This is a genomic window from Granulicella arctica (genome assembly GCF_025685605.1).
Taxonomy (GTDB): domain Bacteria; phylum Acidobacteriota; class Terriglobia; order Terriglobales; family Acidobacteriaceae; genus Edaphobacter; species Edaphobacter arcticus.
Genome location: NZ_JAGTUT010000001.1, coordinates 2,155,719 through 2,174,423, shown reverse-complemented (window position 1 = coordinate 2,174,423; position 18,705 = coordinate 2,155,719). Strand labels below are relative to the sequence as shown.

Here is an 18,705-nt window from a genome sequence, read left to right as displayed (position 1 = left end):
TCGTATCCTTTTTGCGTGTCGACCTCTATTTTACGTGCTGGCATCAAACCCCGCACCCTGCAGCCGCCGACATCCTCCTCCGCGAAAGCAGAAATCTCCCATGGGAACGTTGGTTCATAGAAGCGATTGCTGGACCTCAGCTCGCTTGGAATGATCTTGAAGCACGTCGGAGACGTTGTCTTCTATCCAATCGGTCAGTGTTTTTATATGCATCCCGGCCTCACGCCCCCGCGGCGTCAGGCAATACTCAACCTTGGGCGGTATTGTGGGGTACACCGTTCTCAAGAGGAAACCATCCGTTTCGAGAGTGCGCAGCGATTGAGCCAGCATCTTCTCACTTACCCCTCCGATCCGTCGCGCCAGCTCACTAAATCGAAGTTTGCCATCGAGAAGAACAAGCAGCACCAGCGATCCCCATCGGGAGGTCACATGGTCGAGTACGTTGCGGGAGGGGCAGTTGGCGTCGTACACATTCCCACGGCGGCGCTCCTGTCGACTGGCTAGAACCTTTGCTGCTGTCTCCATGTAAGTAGCTTACCTGAAGGTACGTACTTACGTTAAGTAAGCTTCTTCGTTATGCTTGCAAAAGCGCTGCAAAGCCCATCCAAACGGCCGCAGGCGCATAAGGAGAACCCATGATCGTAGTAACTGGAGCATCAGGAAACCTAGGTGGTCACGTCATTGCAAGCCTGCTGGAGAAGGTGCCGGCTGCAAAGATCATCGCCACCGTTCGCAATGTAGAGAAGGCTGGAGATCTGGCGAAACTCGGAATCCATCTTCGTCAGGCGGATTACGCAAAGCCAGCCACCCTCGCCGCCGCCTTCGCCGGTGCGGAAAAGGTCTTGCTTATCTCTTCGAACGAACTTGGCGAACGTGTCGCGCAGCATCAGGCAGTCATCAATGCCTGCGTAGCCGCAAACGTGAAGCTGCTGGCCTACACAAGCCTCCTGCGGGCAGATACCTCAACCCTGTCGCTTGCGAGTGACCATCTCGCAACCGAGCAGGCCATACGAAGCTCTGGTCTGCCGTTCGTCTTCCTGCGTAACGGCTGGTATCAGGAGAACCACACGGAAGCACTTGGTCCCGCGCTGCAACACGGCGCAATTCTGGGAGCGGCAGGCGACGGTAAGTTCGCAGCGGCGACGCGAGCGGACTATGCAGCCGCAGCCGCAGCCGTTCTGTCAGGACAAGGCCACGAGAACAAGGTGTATGAACTCGTCGGTGACGAAGCCTACACCCTCTCAGAACTTGCTGCCGAGGTCTCAAAGACCGCCGGAACTGCCGTGGCCTACCAGAACCTTCCGCCAGCCGAGTACGAGAAGGCTCTTCTGGGCTTTGGTCTGCCTGCACCCGTTGCGGCAATGCTGGCCGATTCAGATGCTGGTGCGGCAAAGGGAGAACTGGAGAGCGCCTCCCGAGACCTTCGCTCCCTGCTGGGACGATCCACCACTGCCCTCGCCCAGTCGATACGTTCAGCAATCCAAACGAAGTAACGGCATTGCTCAGGACTTGTCGGCAGGTCCTGAGCAAACTCCTTCATCCATTCGAGGCACGGTCCCCCATCAAGCCGCCCCTTGCCCTCGCCCGCCCCATCCCCCATCATGGAACTCTCATGACCGACCTCGCTCATCTCCTCACCGAGTCCCGCAATCCCGCCTCTGAGCACATCGACGAGCTTTCCACCCTCGACATGCTCACCCTCATCAATCGGCAGGATGCCGCCGTAGCCGCCGCCGTAGCCGAGGAACTCCCACAGATCGCCCGAGCCGTCGACGCCATTGCCGCGCGCTTCGCCCTGGGAGGCCGCCTCTTCTACATCGGTGCCGGTACCAGTGGCCGCCTCGGCGTCCTCGATGCGTCCGAGTGCCCACCCACCTTCTCCGTCCCGCCCACACTCTTCCAGGGCATCATCGCTGGCGGTGATAAAGCCCTTCGCCGCTCCAGCGAGCAGTCTGAGGACTCCTTCGAGGAGGGTGAGACCGACCTCGCCGTCCGCCACTTCGCCCAGCCCGGCGTCTTCGACCACGACACCCTCATCGGCATCGCTGCCAGCGGCCGCACACCGTATGTCCTCGGCGCAATCGCCCATGCGAAGGCACTCGGAGCCCTCACCGTCGGCCTCTCGTGTGTCCCAGCCTCGCCGCTGGCCCAGGCCGCCGAGATCGCCATCACCCCCGCGACCGGCCCCGAAGTCATTACGGGCAGCACCCGCCTCAAAGCCGGAACCGCCACCAAGCTTGTTCTCAACATGATTTCAACAGGACTTATGATCCGCACGGGAGCCGTCTACGGCAACCTCATGGTCAACGTCCAGACGACCAACCAGAAGCTCGTCGACCGGGGCCACCGCATCATTATGCAGGCCACCGGCTGCGACCAGACCACCGCCACCCGCCTGCTCACCGAAGCAGGCAACGTCAAGCTGGCCATCGTCATGGGCAAACTCCACCTCGACAGACCCTCCGCCGAAGCCAGACTCACGACCACTCACGGCAACCTCCGCCACGCCATTAATCCGCCTGCATAGAAGCTCTGGCCGTTGGTTTCCCAGTCGTCATTCCCAAAGGGGACCGCATTCGCTTACGTCGTCACTCACACTTCATCATTGCGTCCTATTTAAACCGTGCAGTTTGACAAACGCACCTCTCCAACAAGGTGCCTAAGCGCCCCCAGACCTCATGAGTCCAAAACTAAGTCCAGACTTAAACTATTTTGAATGAAGATTTTAGGACTTTGAAAGAAATATAAATCCCGGGATGGCATACACCAGTCTTGCCTCTCTAATTATCATTTCCGGGGGAAATCTGCGTTATTTTTTCGTCCTGGTCCCGCACATCATCGCTGCGTCCTTTTCAAACCACGCAACTTGACAAAAGCACCTCTCCAACAGGGTGCCTAAGCGGCCCCAGACCTCATGAGTCCAAAACAAAGTCCAGACTTAAACTATCTCGAATGAAGACTTTAGGACTTCTTGGAAAAATAAATTCCTAGAACAGACTAAGCTTTCGCGGCATCTCGATCCCAAGATGCTCATACGCAAGCCGCGTCGCCACACGCCCCCGCGGCGTCCGGTCCAAAAACCCGATCTGGATCAGAAACGGCTCGTAGACCTCTTCGAGCGCATCCTGCTCCTCAGCCAGCGCTGCCGCCAGCGTGTTCAGCCCGACCGGGCCGCCGTCGTACTTCTCAATGATCGTCCGCAAAAGCCGCCGATCCAGCTCGTCAAAGCCATGCGCATCGACCTCCAGCATAGCCAGCGCAGCCTGCGCCGTAGGCCGATCGATGCTTCCGTGCGCGCGCACCTGGGCATAGTCGCGCACACGCCGCAGCAACCGATTGGCGATACGCGGCGTCCCGCGCGACCGCATCGCGATCTCTGCAGCGCCATCCTGATCAATCGGCACGCCAAGCACCTCGGCCGAGCGAGTCACCACAAAGCGCAGCTCATCATCCGTATAGAACTCCAGCCGCAGCAGGATGCCGAACCGCGACCGCAGCGGCGAAGAGAGCAGGCCAGGCCGCGTCGTCGCCGCCACAAAGGTAAATGGCTTGATCTCCATCACATGCGTCCGCGCGGCCGGACCCTGGCCGATGATGATGTCGAGCTTGTAGTCCTCAAGGGCCGTGTAAAGCTTCTCCTCAAGCACAGGCTGCAACCGATGGATCTCGTCCAGAAAGAGCACCTGCCGCTCACGCAGATTCGTCAGAATCGCCGTAAGGTCGCCCTGAATCTGCAGCGCCGGTCCCGAGGTCTGCTGGTAGCCGACCTCAAGCTCATTGGCAATAATCGTGGCCAGCGTCGTCTTTCCAAGCCCGGGAGGGCCGAAGAGCAGCACATGATCGAGCGCCTCGCCGCGAGACTTAGCAGCCTCGAGCGCGATGGCAAGCTGCTCCTTAGCCTTCGTCTGACCGATAAACTCGGCGAGCCGGTGCGGCCGCAGCTTCAGCTCAAAGGCGTCGTCGTCATCCGCTCGCCCAGCCGAGACCAGCCGCTCCGCATCGGCAGAAGCTTTACGATTGAGGTCAACCTTCGCCTTGGGTTTGGGATTCTCCACTCAGGCGATGCTAAGGCGAAACCCGCTGCGAAGCAACCAGCATCAAGGTCGCAGCTCCAGCAGCATCGAGCCATGCGCAGGCAGACTCTGCGCAATCCCCTTCGCCTGACCAAGATCCTTCTTTGCCCACAGGTCGCGCAGCTTGTAGCTCGTACCCGCAAGTCCATAGCGATCGAAAGAAGTGTTCACCGTCGCAGCGCTGTCGCCAAGGTTGAAGAGTGCAAGGTACTGCCGATCGCCAACCCCCTTCGAGGTCCACGCGATCAGGTCGCCATCCTGCATGGCGACTCGCTGATCGTGCCCATGCTGATCGACCGCAAGTACCTCCGCATTAGTCAACAGCGCTGCCGTAGCTTCATCGAGCATCGTTAGATTGCCACCCATGAAGAGTGGAGACCGCGAGATCGACCAGAGCGTCAGCATCGTCTGCTGCTCGACATGCGTCAGCCTCGAAGTTCTAGGCGCTTCGTAGCCCGGAACAGGGCGCAGTTCGCCGAGTGGAAGCATGTCTGCATCCGGCCAGTTACCCGGCTTCGTATACTTTGCCCAACTGGCGATTGTGGCAAATTGCCGCTTGAGCGGCTTCGGAAACTCCTTGCCCGCTGGCCGATCCCAATAGTCCCAGACGTCGTCGGAGATACGCCAGAGCTGAGCATTCTGGCCAACCTCAGCAGCATTCTCAAGCGCCGTCGGACCGGGGGAAAGGCTGAGCACGATCGGTCTTCCGGATTTCACAATCGCCCGATGGATCATGCGAATCTCGTCGGCTTTGTACGGGTGCGAGGCGATGCAATCGACCTTCAGATAGTCGACGCCCCACGAGGCATACTGGCGAATCAGGCCGTCATACCAGGCCTGTCCAGCAGCGTTATCTCGCACGCCAAAGTTGTCGGAATTCCAAGAACAGGTATCGGTCGTATCCGCCGCATCAGCCGGATGGAAGCCGCCGGCAATCATCACGCTATTCGAATGGACCGTCTCTTTCGGAATGCCACGAATGATGTGAATTCCGAACAGTAGCCCCTTCGCATGGACCGAGTCACCTACAAGCTTTAGCCCTGCTCCCTTGTCGGCTGAAGGAAAGCGATTAAGCGCGGGCGAGTACTGTCCGCGCTCGTTCAAGGTGTACTGAAATTCCTCAGGCTTCTGCGCTGAAGGATTCTTCAGGTACCAGCCCTCGTCGATCACGACATACTTCCAGCCGAATGGCTTCAGACGGCTGCTGAGGACGTCGACGTTCACACCGAACTGCGCCTCGGTGATCGTCAAGCCATATGAGTCCCAGCTATTCCAGCCCATAGGGGGGTTGGCGGCCAGGGGACCCTGCGCTGACAGGTTAGAGGCGCTAAGTACTACAAAGCAGGAGGCGATCAGGGTCTTCAAAGGCATCCCAACACGATAGCCCATGCAACAAGTTCGGTCTACAGAACTTCGACGTGCCCCATCAGTGCGAGACAGTCGCCTTCTTGCCACTCGTCGTACTATCCACTGGGGAACGCATCTCTGCAGCATTGATGTTGCGCACCTTACTGCCGCCGTTCGCAAGTCTCGGGCCGTGGCCACGGCTCGCCGCCTGTATGGCAACTGGCTGCTGCAGGGTCACAATCACCACCGTAGCCGATACATCGCCTGCGCAGGCGTAGCTATGGATCGTATTGGCGTCAAAATAAACCGCGTCGCCTGCCTCCAGGTGATAGCGACCATCACCATGCTGGATGTCGAGCGCACCACTGAGTACATAGAGAAACTCGCAGCCGACATGCTGATGGGCGCGCGATCCGCGACCGGCCTTGCCCGGCAGGAATTCTGCAAAGTAAGGATCGAGTTGGCGATCGGGAACCAGATAACCAAGGCTTTCGAAGAAGTACGTGGGATCGTCGACACCAGTCTGCGGGAGACGCAGGCGATCCTTCGTCCGATGCACTCGAAAGAGCGTTTGCGGTTCAGGATCGAAGAAGTAACTTAAATCCTTCGAGAACACCATGGCAATACGTGCCAGATTCCGCAGCGTCGGAACAACGCGGCCTGTCTCCAACTGAGACAAAAAGCTTGCCGAGAGTCCGGTATGCCTTCCTAATTCAACCAGACCCATTGATTTCTTGAGGCGCAAGTACTTAATGCGTTCCCCGATACGCTTTTCCGCGATAAAAGCCTCGGCGGCCTCTCCATCGACCTGAAGTAAGCCTTCGTTGGGAAGGGTTGGAGGCATGGGCGTAACTTCGATGGAAGTAGACATTTCGCTGGGCTTTATCATGGTTTTTGTCGGCATCGGAAATAGTATTCGTCTCGCAAACAGATGTTTAAATCCGGTCAAAAGATGTACGGTCGATCGCGGACTTTAGATTCCACCTGCAGCAGTCGACATAGGGCAAGTCTTCGGGTCGGGATGCTAGCCTGTGATGGATGACTCTGCCGGCTAACCTATGCTCAAATCCGGCTAAACGCCTCTTGTTCCTGGGTTCAGTCCTGCTATTAGGATGCGCAAATCCGGGTCCGCCGCGGCCTCCCTCGCTGCATCTGCCAAAGATCGTCACTGACTTGAATGCCGAAAGAGTAGGCGATGAGGTAAAGCTTCACTGGACAACGCCTGCAAAGACCACAGACGAACTGACCATCAAGGGAGCGACCATAGCGGAGATCTGCCGCACCATCGCTCCGACAGCACACTGCTCGCTGACCCGTCGCCTGGCAGTGCGCCCCGGTTCTTCCGAGACGACAGATCTGCTTTCGCCTGATCTCGTCGCTGACCCGCAGCGGTTGATTCAGTACCAGGTCACGCTCGTCAACGATCAGGAGCGCTCTGCGGGGCTGTCAGCCCCCGCCTTCGCCGCTGCAGGGTCTGCACCGCCGACGGTCACACACATCCGTGTGCGCACGACCGCAGAGGGTGCGCTGCTCCAGTGGGAGCCGAGGGATGCTACTGATGCGATTGAACTTAGCCGCCTTCGTATCGATAGTCCTGTGACTTTAGCTTCGGGTAAGCAGACGGCGGCCAAGGCCGCAAACGAACCTGCAGGGTTGCATCTACGGGCCCGTAAAGCTACTTCTGCGGACGCCCCATTTCTGCAAGATGCCGGTGGCACGCTCGATGCAACCGCCCGCCGTGGAGTGACGTACACCTACACTGCACAGCGTGTCAGAAAGGTCGTTCTTGGAGGGAAAGCGCTGGAGATTCGCAGTGCACCCTCCGCACCGGTACAGGTGCTGATGCGCGATTCGTTCCCGCCCCGAGCCCCGAGTGGACTAGAGACAATCGCCAGCGCACCTATTGGCGCTGGACCCACCATCGATCTCTCCTGGAGACCAAACACGGAGGTAGATCTCGCCGGCTATATCGTTTATCGTCAGGACCTTGACGCCAACGGAGCCGCTATCGGCTCCGCAGCGCGACTCACTCCGACTCCTGTTCAAGAGCCCGGCTTCAAGGATGCCAGCGTAATTCCAGGTCACATCTACAGCTATACCGTTACAGCCGTCGACAATACCGGCAACGAAAGCTCTCCCGGTGCTCCTTCTCGCGAAGAGATACACCCCTGACCACTACGTTCGAAAATCCACACGACGCATCCAACTAAAAGAAGGCGAGTCGTCAATTCACGCCGTTTTACTGGATCGCCACGCTGTACAAAGACATTCTTGGTAAGCTAGTGGCGTACTCCGAAGGAGTTTCGAGCTATGGCAACACTACTGGAACAACTGAAAAAAGTGACAACCGTGGTCGCCGACACCGGCGATATCAATTCGATCGAGAAGTTCAAGCCGACCGATTCGACCACCAACCCATCCCTCATCGCCGCCGCCGCCGAGAAGAGCGAGTACCAGTCGATCGTTGATGACGTTCTGAAAGAGGCACGCAAGCAGGCTGGCGATAGCGCCTCCGACAAGGATGTCGCTGCATTCGCGTTCAAAACGCTCGCCGTAGCCTTCGGGCGCAAGATTCTTGACATCGTTCCCGGCCGCGTTTCGACCGAAGTGGACGCCCGCCTCAGCTACGATACGGAAAAGACTCTCGAGCAGGCTCGCGACATTATCAGCCAGTACGACAAGGCCGGCATCGATCGCAAGCGCGTCCTCGTCAAGATCGCCTCGACCTGGGAGGGCATTAAAGCCGCCGAGATCCTGGAGCGAGAGGGCATTCACTGCAACCTGACGCTCCTCTTTGGCATACACCAGGCCGTTGCCTGTGCCGAAGCCAAGGTCACGCTCATCTCCCCATTCGTAGGTCGTATTCTCGATTGGTACAAAAAGGATACGGGCAAGGATTACCAAGGCGCAGATGACCCTGGTGTTCAATCTGTGACAACGATCTACAAGTATTACAAGCACTTCAACTACAAGACGGTCGTCATGGGAGCCAGCTTCCGCAACATCAGCGAGATTACAGAACTCGCGGGCTGCGACCTGCTGACTATCGCGCCCAAGCTGCTCGCCGAACTGGACTCGACCGAGGGTGATCTGCCTCTCAAGCTCGACGCCTCCAAAGCCAAGGATCTCGACATCAAGAAGATTCCCATGGACAAAGAAACCTTCGAGAAGATGCACGCCGAAGATCGCATGGCCCACGACAAACTGAAGGAAGGCATCGAGGGCTTTTCCAAGGCACTCGAAGATCTCGAGAAGCTGCTTGCAAAGCGCCTCAGCGAGATCAGCCAGCCTGCGAACGCATAACTTGCTCTAAGTACAACAGGAAAGGCGGCCATTGCGGCCGCCTTTCCTGTTTGCAGGCTCATGTCTTTTACAGAATGTAGCGGCTCAGGTCCTGATCCTTCACGATGCTGGCGACCTGCTGACGAACGTACTCAGGATCGACCACGATCACCTTCTCAACACCAGTTGCAGTCTGGCGTTCGATGACCGGCAGTGGAGGCGAAGGCGGCTGAACCTCACCGGTAAGTGAAGCCGATGCGCCAATCTCGGCGATTACGCCTTCGTCGGTAGCCTCGGCGCGCGGACTCTTGAAGAGATCCGGTGCCTGGAAGCTGATCTCATCGAGCACCCGCTCCATGATGGTATGAAGGCGACGCGCTCCGATGTTCTCAGTCGTCTCATTCACCCGAAATGCAAACTGAGCCATCTCGGCCAGGGCCTCAGGCGTGAATTCAAGCTTCAACCCCTCAGTCTCAAGCAGCGCGGTGGATTGCTTCACGAGCGACGACTTCGGTTCCGTCAGGATGCGGATAAAGTCATTGACCGTGAGCGAGTGCAATTCCACGCGAATGGGAAAGCGCCCCTGCAACTCGGGAATCAGGTCGCTTGGCTTCGAGACGTGGAAGGCGCCAGCCGCGATAAAGAGGATGTGGTCCGTCGAGACCATGCCGTACTTCGTGTTTACGGTCGTGCCTTCAACGATGGGCAGAATGTCCCGCTGGACACCCTCACGCGACACATCAGGACCATGCCCACCTTCCCTACCGGCGATCTTGTCGATCTCGTCGAGAAACACAATGCCTGAGTCCTCAACCCGATCGACGGCTAGCCGCGTCACCTGGTCCATATCGATGAGGCGGCTCTCCTCTTCGGAGACCAGGTATTCGAAGGCTTCCGACACCTTCATCTTGCGCTTCTTGGTCCGCTGACCGAACAGGCCGGGCAGCATGTCTTTGAGGTTCATGTCGGAGTCATCCGGACCTTGGTTCGTCACAAATTCGAAGCTGGGCTGATTGCGATCACGTACATCCAGCTCCACCATTCGGTCGTCGAGCTTGCCCTCGCGGAACTGCTGGCGTAGCTTCTCACGCGTCCTCTGATGCCGGTCACCCGGCTTTTCATCTTCGCCCTCGGCTTCAACATGGGTTACGTCATCAACGAGTGCCGAGGCAGGAAGCTGAATCACGTTGCTGCCGGGCTCGCTCGTAGCTGCTGCCGCGGTCGTAGCCGCAGGAGTCGCCGCCACCGGAGAAGGCGGTAAGAGCAGGTCAAGTAGCCGGTCTTCGGCATTCAGTTCGGCCTTGTCTTCGACATCCTCCAGCTTTTCCTCGCGCACCATATCGACTGCAATCTCAACGAGATCGCGAACGATCGACTCAACATCACGCCCAACGTAGCCAACCTCTGTAAACTTCGAGGCTTCGACCTTGAGAAACGGCGAGTTGGTCAGCTTCGCAAGCCGCCGAGCAATCTCCGTCTTGCCGACGCCTGTGGGCCCTATCATGATGATGTTCTTCGGCATGATGTCTTCGGCCAGATCTGGCGGAAGCTTCTGCCGGCGGGAGCGGTTGCGCAACGCAATGGCTACGGCCCGCTTGGCTGCATGTTGTCCGACGACGTACTTGTCCAGCTCCGCGACGATCTCCCGCGGTGTCATCTCATCGAGAGAGAGCGCCTGATCGTCGGCTGTTCCAGGAAGAAAAATTGCCATGATGCGGTGCTCCTGACTGCAAGATTTTGTTTCGAGTTTGGTAGCGATGAACCTCTGCTACTCGGCCTTCAACTCTTCGATCATGATGTGGTCGTTGGTGTAGATGCAGATCTGTCCCGCGATACGGAGGCTCTTCTCGGCTATATCGCGGGCGGAAAGGTCCGTGTTCTCCATCAAAGCCCGTGCCGACGCCAGCGCATAGCTGCCGCCCGAGCCGATCGTCGCAATCCCCTCATCTGGATCGATTACGTCGCCGGTCCCGCTCAGCAGGAACGTCTGCTTCGGGTCAGCCACAATGAGCAGCGCCTCTAACTGGCGCAGCATCTTGTCCGTCCGCCAATCCTTCGCAAGCTCAACGGCTGCGCGGCCAAGATTGCCAGCATACTGCTCTAGCTTGGTCTCGAAGCGCGCGAAGAGTGAGAACGCATCCGCTGTCGATCCCGCAAAACCAGCCAATACTTTGTCCTGGTAGAGGCGGCGAATTTTTTTCGCCGAGGACTTCATAACAGTTGAGCCGAGAGAGACCTGCCCGTCTGCTGCCATGACGACCGAGTCGCCCCGGCGAACACAGATTACCGTGGTCGATCGAATACGGCGTCCGTCGCCCAGATCCAGTGGGTGTGCTGCTTGCAGCGGAATGGATGTGGTCCTCGAATGACCAGACGTGGTCTTGAGGCGAGTGGATAAGTCCGAAGAGGTGAGGGCAGAGCTGGAAAAAGACGGCTTCATTGGCACGTTTCAGTATATCGTCAATCGGCAGACGTCACCTTTGCTGCTAACAGCTATCGTTCTCCGCAACCGCGCGCAATGGTCTATCCTGTGCAAAAGGCTCTGTGCTCCCGCATCTTCCATCCTCTCTTCACCTCGACCGCATCACCCGGCAACAGGTGGGCGCCGTCGCAGCTACGTTGCTTGCCCTGGGCGGCATCTTTCTCTACTCCAAACTCCGCAAACGCGAGTCTCCCGACGAAATCGAGCTACAGCGCCGCACCCTGCTCGCCCATGAAGGCCGCATTATCGACGGAAGCATCGTCGGCATCGACGGCACGACGGAAGACAACAGCGAGGACGGCTCCCTGGACGTGCCGCCGGACTACCTTCTCTCGCCTCATGTACTGATCTACCGCTACCGCATCGCCGGTGTTACCTACGAATGTGCGCAGGATGTCACCAGCCTCGCAGACCACGTACGCCATCTGCGCATCGACCTTCCGGTGCAGGTGCGCTATGATCCCCGCAATCCCGGCAACAGTATCGTTGTCGCGGAGGATTGGAACGGCGTGCGCCTGGATGCCCCTGAGCACGACCCGCTTTATGTTGAGCAGGTCCACGAATCACCCTCTCGCGATTGATGGCCTTGCCGTGCGGGGCTACACTTTAGCTATGCACATGGTCGCCAGCCCGAACCGCAAGATGCAGCGTGTGCTGCAGTGCTCCATGGCCGCTACCTTCCTCTACGTTGTCGCGACGTTCTATTTCGGCGTCCGTGCCCACTCCCTTGCGCTCATCTCGGAGGCTGGCCACAACGTCAGCGACCTCCTCGCGATTCTTCTCTCCTTCGTAGCTGTCTACTTCCAGTCCCGCCCTGCAACCGAGGAGAAGACCTTTGGCTACCAGCGGGCCGGTGTGCTCGCGGCCTTTGTCAACGCGCTGACGCTGATCGTCCTCTCTGCATGGATCGCCTTCGCCGCCATTCATCGCTTCAGCGAGCCAATCGCCGTGCAGCCCCGCCTCATGATGATCGTCGCCGCTGCCGGTGTGCTGATGAACGGCGCCATCGCAAGCCTGCTCTGGAAGTTCTCAGGCGACGTCAACATCCGCAGCGTCTTCCTGCACATGCTCGGCGACACCCTCTCAACCGCCGCCGTCATCGCAGGTGGTGCCGCAATCCTCTTCACCGGGCTTACCTGGATCGATCCGCTGCTCTCCATCATCATCGCGGGCATGATCCTCTACAGCTCGGTAGGCATCGTGCGCGAGACTCTGAATATCCTGCTCGAAGGAACACCGAAGACCTTACGCCTCGAGGACATCCGCAGTGCGATGGCAGGTGTAGACGGCGTGCTTGACGTTCACGACCTGCACGTCTGGAGCCTTGGATCGTCCTCCCACGCGCTGGCCAGCCACATCACCATTCCCGAGATGCCGATGTCCGAGTGCGGCACAATCCTCGACAGCATCAACTGCGCGCTACGCGATCGCTTCCACATTCACCACACCACGATCCAGTTCGAAACGATTGGCTGCGAGACAACGCATGGCTGCAGCGCGCCACCACCGCTTGAAGCAGTAGGCGCGCATGGCCACCACCATCACGGTCACAGTCACGCGCACTAACCCTTGTTTGCATTCCACTGCCAACGAAAAGAGCCCAGAGCATAAGCCTTGGGCTCTTCAAGCAAAAGCTGAAAACCTACGAAACCAATTGAGCGTCGAGGGTAATCTCTGCAGCCTTCAACACCTTCGACAGAGGGCAGCCAAGCTTTGCGTTGTTCGCAAGCTCATCGAACTTTGCCTTGTCTACGCCGGGAGCCGTCACCTTCGTCGTCAGGTGAATCTTCGTGATCGTCGGTCCCTCTGGAAGCATATCGAGCGTCACGACGGCCGTCGTCTCAATCGTGTCCGGCTTAAGACCAGCCTCGGTAAACTGTGCGCTCAGCGCCATCGAGAAACAGCCCGCATGGGCCGCACCCAGCAACTCCTCAGGATTGGTTCCAACGCCACTCTCGAAGCGTGATCCAAAGCTATATTGCAGGTCCTTGACCGCGCCGCTCTGGGTCGAAATCGTTCCCTTACCGTCTTTCAATCCACCATGCCACACTGCGCTCGCACTGCGATTCATCATGCTCTCCTTGGAAGATCTCTCTTCGTTCCGACTGTACTCTTTCGATGCCTCCATTCTGAGAATGGAGCATGAAACATGGTAGCCATTCTCTCTCTACGGGAGTGTCCACTACAATCGCCCCATGCTCCTGCGCAAACTTCTCCTGTCATCTGCCCTCCTGTTTGTGCCGTCCCTGTACGCTCAGCAACTTGCCGCCATCAGCGACGATCCCGCGCTCGACAAAGCCGCGCCCGCTGCCATGCAGTCCATCCAGATTCCTAGCCATGGCGCGTTATTGAATGGCCTGGTCTACATCGCTGCGGGTTCCGGTCCGCATCCTGTCGTGCTGCTGCTCCACGGCTTCCCCGGCAATGAGCGCAATCTCGACCTCGCGCAAACCATCCGCCGTGCCGGTTGGGACGTCCTCTTCTTCGACTATCGTGGCTCCTGGGGAACGCCTGGTGACTTTTCCTTTACGCACTCCATCGAGGACACGCACGCCGCGCTCGCCTACCTCCGCGATCCTGCCAACGCAGCCAAATTCCACGCCGACCCGAAGTACCTCGTCCTCATCGGCCACAGCATGGGCGGCATGATTGCCGCAAACGTCGGAGCTACCGATCCGGCAGTCAAAGCCATCGGTCTCATCTCCGCCGCCGATATGGCCGGGTTCGCCCTTCCTGCCGTTCTTGCAGGCAAGCAGGAGGAAGCGGTCGGCCCGATCGGCAAGAAGCTCGCCGCAGAAGGCATTGCCCCGCTCGCAGGCTGTACCCCCGAAAGCCTCGCTCGCGATCTTATCGCGCATGCGAAGGAGTGGTCGCTCGCCAATCAAGCGTTGAAGCTCGCTTCGCGCCCGATCCTCGTCGTCACCTCCGATGATGGCCTCGCCCCTTCGAACGATGTGCTCGTGATGGGCCTCGAGAAGGCTGGTGACAAACAGGTCACAGCGATCCACATCGCAACGGATCATTCCTACTCCGATCGCCGTATCGCCCTCGAAACAGCTGTGCTCGACAGCCTCAGCCACCTCAAGCCCCAGTAGCGACAGCTTCCATAGAATGGAGAGATGAGCAAAGGAGCAGCGCGTCGATGAACGAGGTCTTTCATTTACAGGAGCACCGCTGGTTCTTTGCCATCTTCCTCTTCTGCGCCGCGCTGGTCTTTGCGAACCTGGTTCACTACGTTCTCTTCCGCCTACTCCGCCGCAAGGAGATTGAAGGCCACACCCTCGGCTGGGGGCTGCAACGCAATCTGGGTGCTCCAGCCCGCGCCATCTTCTTTATCACCTGCCTGTTAGCGGTCCTTCCGGCCGTCCCGCGTCTTCCGGACCGCGTCGAGGACATCCTCCGCCAAGGCTTCGTCATGGCCCTGATCGGCGCACTCGGCTGGTTCGTCGTCGGCTGTGTTTACGTCGTGCAGAACGCCTTTCTTCGCCGCTACGATCTAGCAGCCGAGAACAACATCCGGGCTCGCCGCGTCCACACCCAATTTCAGCTCTTTCGCCGGATGGTGATCAGCTTCATCATCGTGGTCACTGCCGGTGCCTTACTTTGGAGCTTCCATGACCCGCGCATCTGGCACTATGGAACAGGCCTGCTCGCCTCCGCTGGCGTAGCCTCCCTGATTCTTGCGACCGCTGCCAAGTCCACTGCAGCCAATTTTCTAGCCGGCCTCCAGATTGCGCTCACCGAACCAATTCGCATCGATGATGTAGTCGTCGTCCAAGGAGAATGGGGTCGCGTCGAAGAGATCAACTCCGCCTACGTCGTCATCAAGATCTGGGATCTGCGCCGACTCATCGTCCCGCTGAGTTACTTCATCGAGAATTCATTTCAAAACTGGTCTCGCCAGGACACCGACATCATGGGCACGGCTTTCCTTTACGTCGACTACTCCATTCCTGTCGAGGAGTTACGCGCCGAGTTAGATCGCATCGTCCAACTCTCACCACTTTGGGATAAGAAGGTCTGCGGTCTGCAGGTAACGAATCTCTCAGAGAAGACCATGGAACTACGCTGCCTCATGAGCAGCCATAACTCCAGCATGAACTTCGATCTTCGCTGTCTGGTTCGCGAGCAGATGACAGCGTTCGTTCAGCGGCAATACCCCAATGCATTTCCCACGACTCGCTTTTCCGCTCAATCCACTAATCCGATGGCTGACACATTTAACGGTCAGCCGTCTTAGCCTCTTTACTCTGAATGACTATCGCAAAGTAAATGGGAGCCACTAAGAGCGGCTCCCATTTACTTCGATACTTCAGACTGTGAGACCAGTACTTACTTCTTCTTTGTCGCGGAGGCCGCTGGTAGCGTAACCGAACTCGCCGTCTTCTGATACGCGTCCCCAGCTGCGGGAATGTAGTCAGCCTCAAGCGTGCCGGTGAACGTTCCCTTTACCGTCGTAAATGCAGCAACAGTCTGGGTACCGAGTTGGATACCAAAGCCTGTTCCATTGAAGTTGGTAGTGGCGATGTCGGGCTTACCATCTCCGTTGAGGTCGGCAATCGTCAGGCCGTAGTAAACGCCTGCCGCTCCAGGTGTAGAGGGGATACTCGTCAGTGAGGAAGCGGGGAACGTACCTGAGCCATCATTCGTAAGAATGTCGATGGTGTTCGCCCCATACGTAGCAACTGCGATGCTTGCATTTCCCGATCCATCCGCGTTGAAGGCTGCAACAGAGATAGGATTCAGATCCGTTGCTATGGGAGGCTGCACGGTAAATGTTCCAGCGCCAGTATTCTGCAGGATGGTGACGCTGCTGCTGTTGAGAGTAGCCACTACCACATCTGGAAAGCCATCGTTGTTGAAGTCTCCCACGGCAGCGGCGTAGGGAATTGATCCATTGTTGCCCTGCGTCTGACTGCCAGTATTGGTGCTATAAACCACTTGAGGCTGAAAGCTTCCATCGCCATTTCCGAGAAGTAGACCGACGCTTCCCTCATAGGAGTTGGCGACAACTAGCCCTAGATTTCCATCTACACCAAAGTTGCCAGTAACCAAAGCGATCGGGTCCAGACCGACTGGCGTCACCACCTGCTTGGCCACAGGGAAGCCGCCTCGTCCATTGTTCAGCAGGACAACAATCTGCCCGGGCGTCGTATTGTTAGCGCCGAAGTTAGTGACAGCCAAATCTAATGCACCGTCATTATTGAAGTCTCCAACCGTGATCTCGTAAGGCTGGTATCCGACTGCAACTGGAGTCTGTGCAGTGAAAACACCTGTTCCATCACCGGTAAGGATACTCACCGTTCCAGCTCCAACGTTGGTGACAGCGAGGTCCTGGTGTCCGTCTCCGTTGAAGTCACCAACGCCGATGCCGTAAGGGCCAGCGCTCGTAGTGTAGGTCACTGCAGGCTGGAAGGTACCGTTGCCATTTCCAATTAGAATTCCGACGTTTCCGTCGAACAGGTTGCTCACAGCGAGGTCAGGAACTCCATCCTCGTTGAAATCACCCGTTGCTGAAATCTGTACTCCCACTGCGTGAGTTGAGCCGGAGCTGCTGCTGACAGTTGGTGCAAATCCCTGAGTCGTCGCAACCACGGGAATAGCCTTCGAGACTGTGCCGTTCGTAGTGTCTGTCAGAGTGAGCTTCCCGTTGGGGGCAGGGCTGCCGTAAAACGTGAGAATGTCGAGTAGACCGTAAAAACCGGCACTGCTGGCAGCCGTTAGCTTGCTGGCGGTAACGTAGGTTTTTTTCCCGGCGATCGTAAACGCGACGGGTGAGGCCAGGTTCGAGGACGATCCACTAAGAGTGGTTGTCGGTTGAAATACAGCGATAAGCTGGTGTGGTCCCACGCCAGGCACGAAGCGAAGTCTCGCCTTTGCGGCACCGTTAACCTCTACGGTCCCAATCAGCGAATTGATCGAAGGATTCAAGGTGTTGGCTGGATTGTCATAGAACGATACAAGTCCGTTGCTCGTGATGTTAGCTCCAGCTGTTGTGACGGAAGCAGTCAGCAGTACTGGATTCCCAACAACAGGATTTGCAGGAAGCAACGTCAGTGTTGTTACCGTGGGACTAACCACGGCAAGTGCGGAGCCGGTGAAGATCGTGAGCATGGCGATGCACGCGGGTAGCATAGCCGCTGAGTAGCGGATGCGCGAAACTGGATTGAACAGAAACATGGGGTCTCCAGAAAATATGTTTGAAATAGAACTTGGATAGCTTTCCGAGGTAGCGACCTAGTCCGCTCCTGTTCTCTACATACGAAATGATGAGTAGGCCCTAGATGGCAGGCAGGCGTGCAGCAAGTACCGGCGGTTCAGTATAAGTAAGTATTGGAGCTACTTCCGTCACAATAAGAATGAAAGCAGCTGTCACGGTCAAGCTATCTTAGGTAACCTCTTTCGGGTACTTAGCAATCGAAAGAACACTACACTCACCCATACTGCCTATTCGAAACGCGGTAAGTGATGGATATCGGACTCAGGTACGAGCTCCAGGTCACCGCCAGCTTTAATCCACGCCTTGATCCCACCATCGATCACCTGGGCGTGGCAGTTCTCCTGTTGCAGCATGTGCGCGACACGAACGCTGGTAGTGTCCCGTATACAACTGCAGTAGAGATAGACCTCGCACTCCGGAGCCATGAACTCTCGCAGCGCAATCAACTCTTCCTTCAAACGATTTGGCTCTACCCGGATAGAGTTCTTGATGCGCTGCATTCCCGGATCATAGTAGCCATGACTTCGCACGTCGGCGATGATGACTAGCCGGTCCGGCGTCAGCGCCTGTAGCCGCTCATACAATCCTTCAGCCGTGATCTTCTCGATCGTTTTATAACGTCGTGCGCGCATGGTGAAGACGATCAGCGCCCCGGCATAGCCAAGCACTAGAACCAGCACAGCAGCGAGCAGCATATGGCCAGCCCTAGCAGTCCAGGCCGCAATCTCGCGAATGAAGTGGCTGAAGACATACCCTATTGCAAGCCACGCCGAACAGTAAAGGACAGTCCCCGAAGCGTCCAGCCGAAAAAATCGCATGAACCGCATGTTCAAGCTACCAGCCAGTGGAGCAGCCATGGCTCCAAGTCCGGGTACGAACTTCGCAAAGAGAAGCGTCTTCGGTCCACGCCGGTAGAAGTACCCAGCCGAAGTGAAGATGCAGCCTTCGGGATTGACTGAGACTCGGCACATCCACGCCAGCAGCCACCAACCCGTATATCGGCCGCCAAAGTAAAGAAACGTATCTCCCAGGAGGGCAGCCAGCGTAGCAACCAGCAGCACAATACCGAGGTGAAGATTCCCGTGGGCCGCTGCGCCCGCCGCCAGCAGCGTAATCGACATGGGCACCGGAACACCGACTGCCGCGAGAAACAGAACGGTAGCCGTGACGGCATATCCATGCTGGGTGATTATGCCGATCAGGTCCATCGATTTCCCCGGGGTAATTAGTTATTTAGATGCAGCCTCCTAAGTGGCTGGCATGGTACTTGTAGCTTCATTTTGAGCACACTGTACATTGTG

17 protein-coding genes are annotated in these 18,705 nt (G+C 57.6%); 8 read left to right on the top strand and 9 right to left on the bottom strand.

The window, feature by feature from the left end; translation table 11 throughout:
• Positions 1–114: 114 nt before the first annotated feature.
• Complete coding sequence (locus tag OHL20_RS09010; RefSeq protein ID WP_263382858.1) at positions 115–525, bottom strand: winged helix-turn-helix transcriptional regulator; 411 nt, start codon at positions 523–525, stop codon at positions 115–117.
• Between the two features lie 110 nt (positions 526–635).
• Here OHL20_RS09010 and OHL20_RS09005 point away from each other — a divergent pair, with 110 nt between their 5' ends.
• Together OHL20_RS09005 and murQ are read left to right on the top strand one after the other, a co-directional pair.
• Positions 636–1,493, top strand: coding sequence for an SDR family oxidoreductase (locus OHL20_RS09005; protein WP_263382857.1), 858 nt, complete (start codon positions 636–638; stop codon positions 1,491–1,493).
• A 119-nt stretch (positions 1,494–1,612) separates the two neighbouring features.
• Positions 1,613–2,527, top strand: a complete 915-nt coding sequence (gene murQ, locus OHL20_RS09000) for an N-acetylmuramic acid 6-phosphate etherase (protein WP_263382856.1) — start codon at positions 1,613–1,615, stop codon at positions 2,525–2,527.
• Between the two features lie 460 nt (positions 2,528–2,987).
• Here murQ and ruvB read toward each other — a convergent pair whose 3' ends face one another.
• From ruvB to OHL20_RS08985, 3 genes are read right to left on the bottom strand one after another with little or no spacing between them, the layout of a single operon-like run.
• Positions 2,988–4,055, bottom strand: coding sequence for a Holliday junction branch migration DNA helicase RuvB (gene ruvB / locus OHL20_RS08995; RefSeq protein ID WP_263382855.1), 1,068 nt, complete (start codon positions 4,053–4,055; stop codon positions 2,988–2,990).
• 42 nt (positions 4,056–4,097) lie between these two features.
• Positions 4,098–5,444 (bottom strand): glycoside hydrolase family 27 protein, encoded by a 1,347-nt coding sequence (locus tag OHL20_RS08990; RefSeq protein WP_263382854.1) that lies wholly within the window; start codon positions 5,442–5,444, stop codon positions 4,098–4,100.
• Between the two features lie 55 nt (positions 5,445–5,499).
• Positions 5,500–6,264, bottom strand: coding sequence for a helix-turn-helix domain-containing protein (locus OHL20_RS08985; RefSeq protein WP_263382853.1), 765 nt, complete (start codon positions 6,262–6,264; stop codon positions 5,500–5,502).
• 329 nt (positions 6,265–6,593) lie between these two features.
• Here OHL20_RS08985 and OHL20_RS08980 point away from each other — a divergent pair, with 329 nt between their 5' ends.
• Together OHL20_RS08980 and OHL20_RS08975 are read left to right on the top strand one after the other, a co-directional pair.
• Positions 6,594–7,592 carry a fibronectin type III domain-containing protein gene (locus OHL20_RS08980; protein ID WP_263382852.1) on the top strand — a complete coding sequence of 333 codons (999 nt, stop codon included), beginning with the start codon at positions 6,594–6,596 and terminating at the stop codon, positions 7,590–7,592.
• A gap of 138 nt (positions 7,593–7,730) precedes the next feature.
• On the top strand, positions 7,731–8,723 hold the full coding sequence (locus OHL20_RS08975) for a transaldolase (RefSeq protein ID WP_263382851.1): 993 nt from the start codon (positions 7,731–7,733) through the stop codon (positions 8,721–8,723).
• Between the two features lie 67 nt (positions 8,724–8,790).
• On the opposite strand, the gene hslU is transcribed toward OHL20_RS08975, so the two are convergent.
• Entirely contained in the window at positions 8,791–10,413 is a 1,623-nt protein-coding gene (gene hslU, locus OHL20_RS08970; RefSeq protein ID WP_263382850.1) for an ATP-dependent protease ATPase subunit HslU, read from the bottom strand.
• Positions 10,414–10,470: 57 nt separating this feature from the next.
• Positions 10,471–11,142 (bottom strand): ATP-dependent protease subunit HslV, encoded by a 672-nt coding sequence (gene hslV, locus OHL20_RS08965; protein WP_449555755.1) that lies wholly within the window; start codon positions 11,140–11,142, stop codon positions 10,471–10,473.
• A 104-nt stretch (positions 11,143–11,246) separates the two neighbouring features.
• Here hslV and OHL20_RS08960 point away from each other — a divergent pair, with 104 nt between their 5' ends.
• On the top strand, positions 11,247–11,765 hold the full coding sequence (locus tag OHL20_RS08960; RefSeq protein WP_263382849.1) for a DUF3592 domain-containing protein: 519 nt from the start codon (positions 11,247–11,249) through the stop codon (positions 11,763–11,765).
• A 31-nt stretch (positions 11,766–11,796) separates the two neighbouring features.
• Positions 11,797–12,750 (top strand): cation diffusion facilitator family transporter, encoded by a 954-nt coding sequence (locus OHL20_RS08955; protein WP_263384979.1) that lies wholly within the window; start codon positions 11,797–11,799, stop codon positions 12,748–12,750.
• Positions 12,751–12,826: 76 nt separating this feature from the next.
• Here the strand turns inward: OHL20_RS08955 and OHL20_RS08950 are convergent, their stop codons facing one another.
• The gene (locus tag OHL20_RS08950; RefSeq protein ID WP_263384978.1) at positions 12,827–13,255 is read right to left on the bottom strand and encodes an OsmC family protein; all 429 of its coding nucleotides are present in this window, start codon (positions 13,253–13,255) and stop codon (positions 12,827–12,829) included.
• Between the two features lie 124 nt (positions 13,256–13,379).
• Here OHL20_RS08950 and OHL20_RS08945 point away from each other — a divergent pair, with 124 nt between their 5' ends.
• On the top strand, positions 13,380–14,279 hold the full coding sequence (locus tag OHL20_RS08945; protein ID WP_263382848.1) for an alpha/beta hydrolase: 900 nt from the start codon (positions 13,380–13,382) through the stop codon (positions 14,277–14,279).
• Between the two features lie 47 nt (positions 14,280–14,326).
• Positions 14,327–15,424: a mechanosensitive ion channel family protein gene (locus OHL20_RS08940; RefSeq protein WP_263382847.1), complete on the top strand. Its 1,098-nt coding sequence runs from the start codon at positions 14,327–14,329 to the stop codon at positions 15,422–15,424.
• Positions 15,425–15,516: 92 nt separating this feature from the next.
• Here the strand turns inward: OHL20_RS08940 and OHL20_RS08935 are convergent, their stop codons facing one another.
• Together OHL20_RS08935 and OHL20_RS08930 are read right to left on the bottom strand one after the other, a co-directional pair.
• A complete protein-coding gene (locus tag OHL20_RS08935; RefSeq protein WP_263382846.1) occupies positions 15,517–17,364 on the bottom strand; it encodes an FG-GAP repeat domain-containing protein in 1,848 nt (615 codons plus the stop codon).
• 267 nt (positions 17,365–17,631) lie between these two features.
• A complete protein-coding gene (locus OHL20_RS08930; protein ID WP_263382845.1) occupies positions 17,632–18,612 on the bottom strand; it encodes a VTT domain-containing protein in 981 nt (326 codons plus the stop codon).
• Positions 18,613–18,705: the final 93 nt, after the last annotated feature.

Coding starts and splice junctions, on each gene's coding strand:
- OHL20_RS09010 (WP_263382858.1), bottom strand. CDS start 525: ATGGAGACAGCAGCAAAGGTTCTAGCCAGTCGACAGGAGCGCCGCCGT.
- OHL20_RS09005 (WP_263382857.1), top strand. CDS start 636: ATGATCGTAGTAACTGGAGCATCAGGAAACCTAGGTGGTCACGTCATT.
- murQ (WP_263382856.1), top strand. CDS start 1,613: ATGACCGACCTCGCTCATCTCCTCACCGAGTCCCGCAATCCCGCCTCT.
- OHL20_RS08990 (WP_263382854.1), bottom strand. CDS start 5,444: ATGCCTTTGAAGACCCTGATCGCCTCCTGCTTTGTAGTACTTAGCGCC.
- OHL20_RS08985 (WP_263382853.1), bottom strand. CDS start 6,264: ATGCCTCCAACCCTTCCCAACGAAGGCTTACTTCAGGTCGATGGAGAG.
- OHL20_RS08975 (WP_263382851.1), top strand. CDS start 7,731: ATGGCAACACTACTGGAACAACTGAAAAAAGTGACAACCGTGGTCGCC.
- hslU (WP_263382850.1), bottom strand. CDS start 10,413: ATGGCAATTTTTCTTCCTGGAACAGCCGACGATCAGGCGCTCTCTCTC.
- hslV (WP_449555755.1), bottom strand. CDS start 11,142: ATGAAGCCGTCTTTTTCCAGCTCTGCCCTCACCTCTTCGGACTTATCC.
- OHL20_RS08955 (WP_263384979.1), top strand. CDS start 11,797: ATGCACATGGTCGCCAGCCCGAACCGCAAGATGCAGCGTGTGCTGCAG.
- OHL20_RS08950 (WP_263384978.1), bottom strand. CDS start 13,255: ATGAATCGCAGTGCGAGCGCAGTGTGGCATGGTGGATTGAAAGACGGT.
- OHL20_RS08945 (WP_263382848.1), top strand. CDS start 13,380: ATGCTCCTGCGCAAACTTCTCCTGTCATCTGCCCTCCTGTTTGTGCCG.
- OHL20_RS08940 (WP_263382847.1), top strand. CDS start 14,327: ATGAACGAGGTCTTTCATTTACAGGAGCACCGCTGGTTCTTTGCCATC.
- OHL20_RS08935 (WP_263382846.1), bottom strand. CDS start 17,364: ATGTTTCTGTTCAATCCAGTTTCGCGCATCCGCTACTCAGCGGCTATG.
- OHL20_RS08930 (WP_263382845.1), bottom strand. CDS start 18,612: ATGGACCTGATCGGCATAATCACCCAGCATGGATATGCCGTCACGGCT.